This is a genomic window from Vibrio sp. 10N.261.55.A10 (genome assembly GCF_041470825.1).
Taxonomy (GTDB): Bacteria; Pseudomonadota; Gammaproteobacteria; order Enterobacterales; family Vibrionaceae; genus Vibrio; species Vibrio crassostreae_C.
Window position 1 is genome coordinate 1 of sequence record NZ_JBFRNC010000098.1, and the last position, 12,844, is coordinate 12,844.

A 12,844-nucleotide genomic window follows, 5' to 3' on the forward strand; every position below is an offset into this window, starting at 1 on the left:
AGATCAACACGCCCTAGTTATTAGCGGGTATGAGCTTATGCGTTCAATTCGTGCTGAATAACGTAATCCAAAGCACCAACAACAGCAGCAACTTGAGCATCATTACACTCTTCGTCTGTTACTTTGTCACTGTCTGGGTAAACCTCTGTGGTTGTACCGTACTTACAGTCAGTCACGCCGCCACATAAGCCAAGCTTCTTCATTGGGTAGTTGATCACGCCGTGTTGAGTGACGTCTGAACCAATGATCTTGCCTTCGTCATCCGCAGGCGCAATGTGGGTTACTTTTTCAACTGAAGCGATGACAGCAGCTTGGAATTCAGGTTGTGGGTTTTCAGTATCGCCAACAGTGTAGAAACCGTCTGGGATCATACCTTCGATGTACTCAATGCCATCACGAGCTGCGAGTGCAGGTCGGAATTCAGTTTCATCAGAGTCAGTCGTCTCATGCAGGTCAACGTGAACCAATACTTCTGGCAGAGACGCTACTAGAGCTCGTAGGTTTGCTGATTCTTCTGCTGGCGTACCGTCGTAGAAAGAGCGGTTTGGATCAACAGCATTTGGATTCCAGCGGTTGATCACTTCGTAGCCCCAAGGGCTCACACAAGGTGCGACAACAATGTTGAAGTGCGCCGTGTATTTTTCTGCTTGAGTCGCAGCGAATTTGATCGCGCCATGCACGCCACTGGTTTCGTAACCGTGAACACCACCTGTTACCAGAATCGTCGGCTTTGACTCGTCCCAGTTTTTGCTCTTGATAGCGAAGAGTGGGAAGCGAGCTTCGTCGTAGCTCAGTGCGCCGTATTGTTCGATGTCAAAGCGGTCTGCCAGTGCTTTAATCTTTGGTACAACTTCTTGCTGGTATTCACGCTTAACCGTTCGTTGAGCTAACCATGCTTCACGTTCTGCTTGTTGCCATTTTTGCCCTAGCTTACCAATCGGGTAGGTAGATTCACTTTTCATCTATACTTTTTCTTTTATGTTCGTGAAAGATTAAGACAGATTATTCCTGTCTAACAGAGACAGCAATAGAAAACACAACTTGTGACTTTATTTTTTACAGACTCATAACTTTGATGAGTGAATTGATGGTGTTACATTTTATTGATGGTTCAATTCTTTATAAAGAGACAACAAAATGGCTGGAGCAAGTTTACTAACACTGTTAGATGACATTGCAACCGTGTTGGATGATGTCGCATTGATGTCTAAGGTAGCCGCTAAAAAAACCGCAGGCGTATTAGGTGACGATTTAGCCCTTAACGCCCAGCAGGTATCCGGTGTTTCTGCTGAAAGAGAAATCCCAGTGGTATGGGCGGTCGCAAAAGGCTCATTTAAAAACAAGCTGATTTTGGTTCCGGCAGCACTATTGATCAGTGCATTCATTCCTTGGTTGATCATGCCACTACTGGTGATTGGTGGTCTGTTTCTTTGTTTTGAAGGGGCAGAGAAAATCTTAGAAAAGCTTTTTCCTCATGCTCATCAAGAGGATGAAAAGGGGGAGGATACGAGTACTGGTGAATCCATAGAGGAATATGAGAAGAGAAAGGTCGCAGGCGCGATTCGTACCGATTTCATATTATCCTCAGAAATCATCGTGATAGCACTTGGCACCGTGACAGGTACAAGCATCGTTACTCAGATTCTTGTCGTGAGTTTGATTGCGGTTGTGATGACGATTGGTGTTTATGGCTTAGTGGCAGGGATCGTTAAGTTAGACGATTTAGGCTTTTATCTGCAGCGAACATCGAATGGCAGTACCATTAAAACTCAATTGGGTAATGGGCTAGTCGCGTTTGCTCCCAAGTTAATGAAGACGCTTGCTGTGGTCGGCACTGCTGCGATGTTCTTGGTTGGTGGCGGTATTGTGGTGCACAACGTTCCTGCGATTCATCACTTAATTGAGCCGATTATTATGGACTTTCGTGGACATACGATAGCGACAGCGGTTGTTCCAACTCTGCTGAACGGTGTTATCGGTGTCTTAGCTGGACTGATCGTCGTTGCAGTTTGGACGGTGATTGGAAAAATTCGCGGTAAGTAATCGCTCATTATCAGTCTTAATAAAACCATCTCTCCCGAAACGAAAAAGGGGCACCATAATCATTATGGTGCCCCTTTTAATCTAATGGGTCGTGTTTAATTAACACCACGCTCTTATTTTGCAATATAAGCGCTTATTTACCGATTAAGCGTTTACTTTACAGACCAAGCAATCGTCTCGCCGCCACGGATTGGCACAACGATGTCTGAACCGAAAGGCATGGTTTCAGCAACGTTCCACTCTTCTTTAACAAGAGTGATGGTGTCCGTGTTACGTGGAATACCGTAGAAGTCAGGGCCGTTGTGGCTTGCAAACGCTTCTAGGTTCTCAATCTTACCTTCTAAGTCGAACACTTCTGCGTACAGTTCAACGGCAGCGTGCGCTGTGTAAGAACCCGCACAACCACATGCTGACTCTTTTGCACCTTTTGCGTGTGGTGCAGAGTCTGTACCCAAGAAGAACTTCTTGCTACCGCTTGTTGCAGCTTCGATAAGCGCTAATTGGTGCGTGTTGCGCTTTAGGATAGGAAGGCAGTAGAAGTGTGGCTTAATGCCGCCAACCAACATGTGGTTGCGGTTGTAAAGCAGGTGGTGAGCGGTGATAGTCGCAGCAACGTTGTCGTTCGCGTTCTTCACGAAAGTCGCAGCATCTGCAGTTGTGATGTGCTCTAGAACAATCTTCAGGTTAGGGAAGTCGTTCACAATCGGTGCAAGTACTGTGTCCAGGAACTGCTTCTCACGGTCAAAGATATCAACATCGTGAGTCGTTACTTCACCGTGTACCAAAAGTAGCATGCCAACTTCCTGCATTGCTTCTAGTACGTGGTAAATCTTTTGAGCAGAAGTTACGCCTGAATCAGAGTTTGTTGTTGCGCCAGCAGGGTATAGCTTCGCTGCTACAACAGCGCCAGATTCTTTCGCTTTACGAATTTCATCAGGTGTTGTGTTGTCTGTCAGGTAAAGTGCCATTAGAGGCTGGAATTGTTCACTTGGCTGCTCTGCCATGATGCGTTCACGGTAAGCAAGAGCCATTTCGGTATCGGTTACCGGTGGGATCGTATTTGGCATGATTAACGCTCGACCATTGTAACGGCTGATATCGCGAACTGTATCTTTTAATACTTCGCCATCGCGTAGATGAACGTGCCAGTCGTCAGGACGAGTAATCGTAAGTTGTGTCATTGAAGGCTCCCACCATTTGAAGTGTTATGTAGTTGGAGCCTAAACTCAGCGAAATCTGTGAAAGCAATCGCTTACGTTTAGGCGACAGGATGATAGTGGAAAAGTACTTTCATTTCATCCTATTTTTAACTCTTCATGGCTAGGAGCTTGTTTTTATGGATATTTTATTCGGTATCTATTTGTTAATAAGGGTTAGCGGGTGGCTACCCACAGACCATGGATCATTCCTGGAACCCAGAAGAAGAAAGTAAGAATGATATTAATCACCAAATCTTTCCCGGCGCCGCGAGCGAAGAACACGCCAACAGGCGGAAGCAGTACACATAAGATGATAATGACGAGTTTGTTCATGATAAATCCTTTTTATTCAATGAAAGTTCAATGCGGTAAACGTGTTCATATTATAGAACGTCTCGAGAGTGTTACGGCATTGCTGCCTTAATGTACCAAAATAGAAAGCTAAACATCTCAAGATACTAGCCTAGTATCAAGTGTTTAATGCCTGCCAGTTCGACTAAAGTTAGATTGGATGTAATAGTGAGGTTTGAGTTGAAATTGTTTAAATTGAAACATAAATAGTGTGCAGTCTAGCGTTAAACTAGTTACGAATAACTAGTTTAACGCTAGCGTCTTAGGATTATTCGGTATCAACCCAAAGCTCTAATCCATTTAGGTAGCTGTCTCCTGTGGCCCTAAAGCCTGTTAACTGCTCATCTGCGGTTAGAGTATATTCATCGCTATAGTGACCTGAGTAAGATTTGCTACCACAGGTTAACAGTAAGCCACCAGATTTATTATATAGAAAGAGTCGAGACATATCGTTTCCAGACCCAAACTCTGTGGGTCCCCAGACAGCTCTAACTCTACCTATGTCAGCAACGTTTATTGTATGTTTGGCTCCGCCAGTGCCTCCAATATGAGCACCTCCTACCTGCGAGATAGAATCTACAATAAACCCACAGCCAAACGTCACTTGAGCATTGATACGAGTATCAAATAGATAATCATTACCAATGTCATCACCAAGGAATTTAACTGGATACCCTAGAGGTGTTGCATCGACGCAAGCAGCAAATCGAACACTCGAATTGGCATCATATGTACTAACAACTCTATCTGCCATGTTTACGGAATGATGATAGCTAGTTCCACTTGCTCCTTGGTTACTAGCCCAGTAGCTAACGTCAATTGGCCAGTTGTGATTAGTAAACAAACGGCCACTAGTATTGCCATCATCATATAGGCTTCGAAGTTCCGTCACCGTTGGCAATCGTGCTCCTCTAGCTTGGCACAAGTGATTAGCAGTGTGCCAATCGTGAGAAGCCGTGGTGATACCATTTAAAGCGGTAGTACCGTTACCAACTTGAGGTGTGGCGATGATTTCAGCATCTTTAGCATCTGCGTACATCAACGGTGGTAGGTAGATATTCCCTGAGACGATTGGCTCATATGGGTTACCGACGTAACCTTGCAAAATTCCTGTGGCATAGCCCCCTTTTCCATCAGACACAACATAGGACACAGATGTTTCTCCAGGTTGGGTACTAGTGAAATCAAACTCAGTATCATTGAAAAGATTACCATCGTTGTTGGCATCGTTTGGAATTAAGATGGTTGCACCAAAGCTGTATATGTCAACGAGATGAAGAGTATCACCGTCAGGGTCACTTATAAGATCCGCAACATTGAACCTTAATTGTTTACCATAAGGAATTTTAGCTACCTCGTCACCAGAGTCTGGATCTATATAACTGATTTTCCTACGAGATTCTGCTGTTGGTGCACTGTTTGTGTCTGTTGAGACCGCGATATCAATACTACCAGCTAACACACTTGAACCATCACTATAGCTATATAGGATGCGTTCTACGCCGCTTGGTATGCCATCTCCTGGGGTGTAATCAATCGTATTAGTTGATGTGTTTGCAATAGCAGTTGAATTTGTCGCATCACCATTAGGCAATGTAACCGTGGTTGCTAATGCATATGTGCTTGTGTCTAGAGAGTACCCCGCGTTCCCAAGCTCTTTAGCGATATCTATTTGTACAGATGTGAAAGAGGAGGTTAGTCCTGAAATCGGTGTAAGTTGCTCAGTTGACTCACCGACAGCCGCACGAACTGTCGCTTCAGCAAAACCATCTCCTGATGTTGCTGAAGTAGCGCTAATACGCGCCTCTCCATGGTTACTATGGGAGCTCATAGCGATGTCAGAAGGTAGCGCAGCGCCAACTCGATAGCGGTAGTCGCACACTTTTGCACTTTGAGCGCTAATGGTGAAGCCATTGGCATTTTGGGATACAACATTACAATCATAGCTATTATTCAAAGACGTAACTGTCGTTAATGTAACTGACGAATCATCAGATGACTCCATATTATTCGACAAATCAACAAAAAAGGTATTTGTGGGAGTGCTTTGACGAATTACATCCTGAGCATAGTAAAGGGTATCTCCTGATGTTGGAGATTCGGGTTTGGAGTTAGTAGTCGCTTCGTCGCTAGATGCACCACACCCAAACAGCGCCAATGATATCGCTACTGACAGGGATAATTTATGAAAAGGTGCGTATGTACTTATTCTCATCATGTATTTAATACTCATTAGTGAATGTTATGGGAATTAAGCAAAGAGAGCACAGCCCATTATTTATTTGCGTATTCTAACAAGGCTAAATCACTTTAAATTAGCACGAGCTAGTATCTGGCACTGGTGAGTGCCTAGTTGACAGCTGGCGCTATTAGCAATGATATAAGTTAAAACTCAAACTGTTATACGTCTCTAGTATTTATATTGAAGTGGGGTTGTTCATGTGAATAACTACTTTTATAAGATAAGACCGAAGGTGGGATCTAATACCAGTTACTAAATTAGCGAATGAGTAACCTAAGGAATTAAATGCCTAGGTTATTTTTTAGGTGAATGGTTTTCTTGCTCAAATATCCACTAGGCATATCGGAAGGTCACTTTTCTTTACTTGCTAACCAAAACGTTTATTCATTGCATATCATACACCCGAAGTTAGCAAGGGGCTAACTAATCATATTATGAATATATCGAAGGAAATAAAAGTGAAAAAACTAACACTTATTACACTGCTATCTGCAATTACATCTGTTCCAGCTTTTTCTGCACCTGGCGATACCTCTATTGGTTCTGTAGTATTCAGCGGCTTTGTTCCTGGTTTTGTATCCAACGGTGACATCCTTGTTACTGGTGCGGGCGGTAGTGAAGACCCTGCTTCTTTTGTTGGTACGTTACAGGTGAACGCTGACGGTACGTTCGCAACGACTAAAGCAGTTGTTTTGGAAGCGCATGACTACACGGGGGCTGTGCTTGGGGCTTTAACTCCAGCTAACTGGACGGTATCACAAGTAAATGTGCTTCCAGCTTCAATGGGTGAAGTACAGCCTAACATTGTCGTCGGCGATAACCTTTCAGCGACGGAACTTACTGCAGCTGACTACTTAGCTTCAACTCAACTTTCAGCAGGCGATACGATTCAACTGTATGTTGCTAACGATACAGCACACTCAACTCCAGATGATATTGCTGGTACAGAAGTTATCGTTAACGTTGATATGATTGCAACTTTGCCATAAGAAAAAATCTCATTATTTGATAGGCACTTAATTAATTAAGTGCCTTGTTTTTCGAGGCTGATGAAAATGAATATCTATATAAATTATTTCTTTCTATTATTGCTTGTTATTTTTAGTTTCAATAGCTTTGGCTATGAAAGCTATTCATTTCCAGTAAATACACAAATAAATAGAGCGAATTTGTATGACTATTCTATAAATGTAGATTTATCTGATGAGTTTATTGCACTGAAGTATGATGGTGAGAACGAAACCTTTCTAAATGGGCGTTTTTATTCTTATATTAGAACGAATATACCAACAAGCTCTGGGGATTCGTTTGAATACAGTTATAACATATCAGAGTTCACTTCTAAATGTGTTTTCAACGATAGCGGTGAGACTATGTATGATGATTTTGTCGATCTCTATATCGATAGAAAACATTACTCTGATATTTCAGATATACCAAACTTTGAATTTAATAATATTAAAAATACTGAATATGAAAACTCTACCAATGAATTTGAATTAGTGACAAATAAAAATATACCGAGTGATGAGCCATTAGATTGCAATGGTCGTATTACGTTCAATGTGGAGCTTCAACTATAATGTTTATTAGACTTTGGTTTGGTTTAAACTTAATTATCATATTTTTCTTGGCCATAATATATAGTTCAAAATCCGTCGCAAATATTCCAGATGGATTTGAAGATATGTTTGAAGAGAAGTTGATAAGAATGCCACTAATTCTCTCGGCTGATAACAACAAATTATTCTATTCGGAAGCTTTCATCTCGGGTGATGAAGTAAGAATTCCCACTTCACAAAAACAACTTGTAGCACAAGCATTGGCGAATGAACTTGGTATTGAGAAAGATGTTAGCGATGCGATGGCAACAACACTGGTAAATGGGGTTGAATCGAGCCTAGATTGTAAAGGTTATCGAAGTGAATGTGGTCTACTACCTGATTTATATGATTTTGTTTATGTGCCAGATAGCCAATCATTGATTATTCATGTTAACTCACAATTCTTAACTGAGATAATAGAAGAGTCAGAAATAAAATTTGTAAAAGAAGAGATCGATCAAAACGCGATCATTATGTCACATGGTTTGAATCTATCTGGTTCTTATAGCGACAACACTGATTATACATCGTCTTATTCTTATCAACATGAAAATTATGCAGGTTTTGGCAAGTATGGCTATTTGCATAATGATCTAAACTTTAGTGATGTCAATGGTTTCAGTTCGGATGACTCATCGTATAACTATGTTGGTGGTAATACTCGTTTCTCTGTCGGGTATAAATACCAAGAACGCCCTTGGAATAGTACTCAGTTTTTAGAAAATGGCAGCAAAACTTCTGGTTACATGTTGTCGATTGGATCGACGAGAGAGCTAGTAAAAAAATCATCTTCTAATTCTAGACGAGTATATTTGAACATTTCAAGAGCTGGTCGACTAGAAATTAATGATGATAGAGGCCGTGTTCTATTAAGTCGTAATGTGGATGCAGGGCAAGAATACTTTGACTATAACGAGCTACCATTTGGTACTTATACTGCGACAATTCGAATATTTGATGGCAGTGAAGAGTTTTACACAGAAGATAGGTTGATAGTCAATACAAGCTCTTCGTCGATTAAAACCGGCGAACTAGATTATCATATTACAGCCGGTTATTTATCAAGAGACCTGACGAATACGGGACTAGAGGACGATTTTGACCAGAAATCCATCAACTTTGCTTATGATAATTATGAAAGTCCAATGTTCACCAATGGGAAATTGAGCTATCAAGTTACGGATTTTTTTGCACTGGGTGCAGGTTCGTTTATTACAGGGGAAGATAATTATAATTATGTTGGTGGTCACTTATCTTTAGGGGAAGTGTCCAGAATATCGGCAGTAACAGGATTATTTGACGATGGATCTAGTTTTTATAATTTTGATGTGGGGATTTATAACTTAAGTGTATCTTACACAAAATTTGATAGTGAAAATGATAATAGTATTGGAGATATTAGTTTGTCTCAACTTTTATTCAGTAACTCGAACTATACGTCATTATCAGTAAATTACAACAAGTACTTAACGAGAAATATATCATCATATATATCGGGTATATTAACAAAAAACCAATATAAAGATTTTAGTAATGGTTATAATAATGAATCAGAAAGTTGGTCTGCAAGAAGTGGCGTGCAGATATCATCATTACCACTTGACTCAAAGGTGAACTTAGAGTTATCAGCAAGTGAATCGAGCGATATAAATTATGGTGTTATGGCCTCAATAATTATTCCAATAGGCCAGGAAAACACATACACACATAGTACACAAGCACAAATAGATGATAGTGGTGATGTTGCGCTATCGCATAGAGATACAGTCTCAAGTAGTCTAATTAACAGAAACAATCTAAATGTATCAAGCTCTGCGGGACTTTATTATCAAGATTCTACTGAAGACCAAAGCAGTGCCGATTTATCATTGTCTGCAAATTATAAGAATAAATATATTGACTCAAACTCTTATACCTATATCAATTCAAGTAGCAATACAAGTGTTTCTGCATATATTGGTACAAGTAATATCGTAACTTCTCAAGGAATAGAGTTTACGAGTGAAAAGTCATCTTCTTATTTTATTTCGAATAATGATACAGGGGAACTGTCTTCGGATGGAAAATTCTTGGCGGTAGTTAACTCCGAGCAGAATGGAAAACAAAGCAATGCTTATGTTAGTGGAGATGCTTTGACGGTATATCCATTAAAAGAGTTCTATGAATATGAATTCAAGCTTGATACGGAAGCCTCTGATTTTTACAACAATGGTGAGTCTTATACGTCGGCTACTAGTTATCCAGGAACTGTTATCCGTTTGGATACGTCGTTGTCTGAGTTGAAATCATTTATATCGACGTTTAGTGATATAAATGGAAATCCAATAGACGGAGTTGAATGTATCGGTGGAGGTTGTGTTTCTACTGACAAGCTTGTTGAAGGTGTGTATCAATTTAAGGTGAAAGATAAACAACCTTACAAAATTATATCTAAGGAAAACCAATGTGTAATACCGGAGTTATCATCGGTTAATAATTTGAATTTAGGTAATAACTTCTGTATGCCATCATTCGAAGAAAATAGTGAAGGTTATCAGATAGCCCTAGTTGATGGTGTTTATTATTACTACTTAGGGCAATACAAGGATAGTAATATTGTATTGAACTATCAGAACAAACTGAACAACTCAGGTGTTGAAATTATAAACAAAAAGCTTGGCGGTTATTTGTATATATTCGCTAAGTCTCCTGAGCAACTAACTACGGCAAACAAACTGTATGTTGATGAACTCATTAATTATGCAGTTCATATGGAGATGACGCCATATGCTTATAACTAACATAGAGAAAATTATGCAACGTGTAATATTTACTTCGATACTATTAATGACGACCTCTTTTAGCCATGCATTTAGCATAGATAAAATGCTTCTTATAGCTGGAGAAGATGGTAATGGAGTTTTTACTCTGACTAGTTCGAAAACTGAACCTGAATATATAAAAGGTAACGTTAGCCAAGTAAAGGTTGAAAACGGAGAGTTAGAAAAGGTAGAGCTAACAAAAGATAATTTACCTTTATGGGATCTTGCGCTATTACCCAATAAACTGATATTAAATCCGGGGGAAAGACGTCGTGTATCAGTAAAGAATTTATGTCAGGTTAATTGTGATGATTTAGAGAAGGACAAAGTTTATCAAGTGACTTTCATGCCTAGCGTTATCGATGGAGATAAAAAAGAAAGTATAATTGGTATTAATTATGGTTATGCTCCTTATTATATTGTACCTGCAAAAAATACTAATGTTGACTACAAAGTTAAATATAACGGTTCAGAAGTTTATGTGGAAAATAATGGTAACACATTTTTCTACATACAGTTTGATAACTGTAAACCGAATTCTGTTAGTAACAAATGTAAACAAACTAATACAATACTATCTGGTCGAAAGAAAACCATAAAATTAGCAGAAGGCCTGCAAAATGTCGATTCGTTATCCGTTAAGGTAGCCAACCATGATTACAGTTATAACAAAAATATCACTATTAAAAAGAAATAGCCTAATTAGTATAGCGCTATTATTCACGGCTTTAGATAGTAGCCATGCTGCAGATGTATACGGAACGATTACAGCAAACAACTCTGTGGTTTGGAACAATGCGGCGCCAAATAGTTATTTCGGTAGTGAAGCTATATCTCCATCTGCATGGACGATAGCGCAAGAGCAACCAACGGCAGAGTGGTATCCCGCAACGATGGATAACCAACCCGTTAATAACGTTAGCTTTGTTAATCATTCTACAGGCGAAAGTTTTAACACCAGCCTGGAGTTGTTAGGCGTTGAGTATAATTTGGGTAGCTCGGCTAGTTATTTCACATCAAAAGACTACGGGTCAAATGTGGGAATGGGAGTTGCCAATGAGTGTGCAGCTACAAATATAAGTGGTTCGAGTGCGAAAGTGGGCCAAGAGTCGACTTTGTGTGTGTCGCGAATGGGTTACACAGCAACAAGCCGAATAGAGCCTTTTAAGTTTTATCGACCTGCTTTCGCTTTGCCTAATATCAGTAATGATGTGTTCGCAGCCCCTGTTGGATCTGGAACTTTTACGGCATCAATTAACCTTTCACCCACTTACTTTTTTACAAGTCAAACCGGTACGATGACTTATACCAGAGTGCCGGAGACGTTAATTATCACGATTGATTATCAAGCTGCGATCCTTGAATCATTAACGGTACTTGGAGACGGGAATATTGAACCCCAGTATGATACTGCAACAAAAAGGATCTCTGGTACAACGAGGTATGATGTTAGCTTGTTAGGGACTTTACCTACAGGCGTTATTATGACATTTAGCCCTACGTCAGGTGACTATGAGCTTACAAATATTGATAACTCGCTAGAAAAGATACCCTACACAATCACGTGTGCCATTGGCTGCGAAAGCCCTGACAAGGTGATTGTCCAAGACGGAGTACTTAATACCGTATCTTTTCCTGATTCAGAAGTGATTACAGTGAATGGAGAAGGTAGTAACAAAGTTGATGTAGCATACGATGTTAGTTTTGATGTCGATGGAAATGCACTCAGTTCAGGTAATTACCAAGGGTCGTTTAATGTTGTTTATGAGGTGAACCTGTGAACCGACTAATTAATAATATTTTTTTTATGTTTCTAGTACTAACCAGCGGTGCAGCGGTTGCTGAGAAGCCAACTGCTCATATTTTGGGGGTAGGGGCAAACTATGGCTATAATTTTGATGGAGATATGTTTGAGAATTCTCAATCTATTTATTTTCTCTACCAATATAACCGACTTCAATTGAATCTAGGTATCAAACATTATAAATTATTAGATGATTCTGAGTACATACCTGATTTAGGTTTGCTTTATAGTATACATGATGGAGAAGAAATTGATTTAAAGGTTGGAGTCGGATTTGAAGATAAATATCCAACAATAGAGTACCTTGCTGAGTATGCTTTGAATGAATATTTCGGTGCGAGTATCGCACTTAATCAAACGTTGAATGATGATTTTGGGCAAAATCAACGAGAAGCCGTGGTTGGATTATCTTATTATTTCAATGACAGCAAGCGTAAGATTGAGTCTGACCAAGTTGAACCTCGCCCTTCGTCACTTGAAATTACGAAAGCTCCGGATTGCACATCTGACCCAACTGATACGGACTGTGACTTCGATACTATGTCTAACAGTATATCCGAAGTTGCTGTTAAGCCGACATTACCTTATGTCGTACAAGAAGGTGATTGGTTATATGAACTACGTAGAAAGTTCGGCTTCGATTTAGAAGAGATCATTGAGAGTAATGATATTGAAAATCCTGATTTGATCATTCCTGGCCAAGTATTAGAATAAGCTCTTACCGGTAACCTGATCAATATTAAAGTATTACTAGACCTATTTCTTATAAGGTATGGTGATGCTTTTTTTTGGTTCATCGC

At 40.0% G+C, this 12,844-nt stretch carries 11 protein-coding genes; 7 read left to right on the forward strand and 4 right to left on the reverse strand.

Going from position 1 to position 12,844, the window contains the following annotated elements; all coding sequences use genetic code 11:
• Positions 1–35 precede the first annotated feature (35 nt).
• Positions 36–962 (reverse strand): M14 family metallocarboxypeptidase, encoded by a 927-nt coding sequence (locus AB4274_RS21645; protein ID WP_372074943.1) that lies wholly within the window; start codon positions 960–962, stop codon positions 36–38.
• A gap of 175 nt (positions 963–1,137) precedes the next feature.
• On the opposite strand from AB4274_RS21645, the gene AB4274_RS21650 reads away from it, so the two are divergent.
• Positions 1,138–2,043: a DUF808 domain-containing protein gene (locus AB4274_RS21650; RefSeq protein ID WP_372113204.1), complete on the forward strand. Its 906-nt coding sequence runs from the start codon at positions 1,138–1,140 to the stop codon at positions 2,041–2,043.
• Between the two features lie 152 nt (positions 2,044–2,195).
• On the opposite strand, the gene pyrC is transcribed toward AB4274_RS21650, so the two are convergent.
• The 3 genes from pyrC to AB4274_RS21665 all read right to left on the reverse strand — a co-directional run bounded on the left by pyrC (position 2,196) and on the right by AB4274_RS21665 (position 5,826).
• Positions 2,196–3,224, reverse strand: coding sequence for a dihydroorotase (pyrC, locus tag AB4274_RS21655; protein ID WP_108155403.1), 1,029 nt, complete (start codon positions 3,222–3,224; stop codon positions 2,196–2,198).
• Between the two features lie 192 nt (positions 3,225–3,416).
• Entirely contained in the window at positions 3,417–3,575 is a 159-nt protein-coding gene (locus tag AB4274_RS21660) for a YqaE/Pmp3 family membrane protein (protein WP_017059962.1), read from the reverse strand.
• Positions 3,576–3,861: 286 nt separating this feature from the next.
• Positions 3,862–5,826, reverse strand: a complete 1,965-nt coding sequence (locus AB4274_RS21665) for an adhesion domain-containing protein (RefSeq protein WP_372074940.1) — start codon at positions 5,824–5,826, stop codon at positions 3,862–3,864.
• A gap of 467 nt (positions 5,827–6,293) precedes the next feature.
• Here AB4274_RS21665 and AB4274_RS21670 point away from each other — a divergent pair, with 467 nt between their 5' ends.
• The 6 genes from AB4274_RS21670 (at position 6,294) to AB4274_RS21695 (ending at position 12,758) form a co-directional block, all read left to right on the forward strand.
• Positions 6,294–6,824: a hypothetical protein gene (locus AB4274_RS21670; protein WP_102321323.1), complete on the forward strand. Its 531-nt coding sequence runs from the start codon at positions 6,294–6,296 to the stop codon at positions 6,822–6,824.
• A gap of 66 nt (positions 6,825–6,890) precedes the next feature.
• Complete coding sequence (locus AB4274_RS21675; RefSeq protein WP_240800848.1) at positions 6,891–7,418, forward strand: hypothetical protein; 528 nt, start codon at positions 6,891–6,893, stop codon at positions 7,416–7,418.
• Positions 7,418–10,219, forward strand: coding sequence for a CS1-pili formation C-terminal domain-containing protein (locus AB4274_RS21680; RefSeq protein WP_102321324.1), 2,802 nt, complete (start codon positions 7,418–7,420; stop codon positions 10,217–10,219). Before AB4274_RS21675 ends, AB4274_RS21680 begins: the two co-directional genes overlap by 1 nt.
• Positions 10,220–10,232: 13 nt before the next feature.
• Complete coding sequence (locus AB4274_RS21685; protein WP_229648578.1) at positions 10,233–10,937, forward strand: hypothetical protein; 705 nt, start codon at positions 10,233–10,235, stop codon at positions 10,935–10,937.
• The gene (locus tag AB4274_RS21690) at positions 10,894–12,021 is read left to right on the forward strand and encodes a hypothetical protein (protein WP_102321325.1); all 1,128 of its coding nucleotides are present in this window, start codon (positions 10,894–10,896) and stop codon (positions 12,019–12,021) included. The genes AB4274_RS21685 and AB4274_RS21690 overlap by 44 nt, the downstream gene beginning before the upstream one ends.
• Positions 12,018–12,758, forward strand: coding sequence for a LysM peptidoglycan-binding domain-containing protein (locus AB4274_RS21695; RefSeq protein WP_065584792.1), 741 nt, complete (start codon positions 12,018–12,020; stop codon positions 12,756–12,758). The genes AB4274_RS21690 and AB4274_RS21695 overlap by 4 nt, the downstream gene beginning before the upstream one ends.
• Positions 12,759–12,844: the final 86 nt, after the last annotated feature.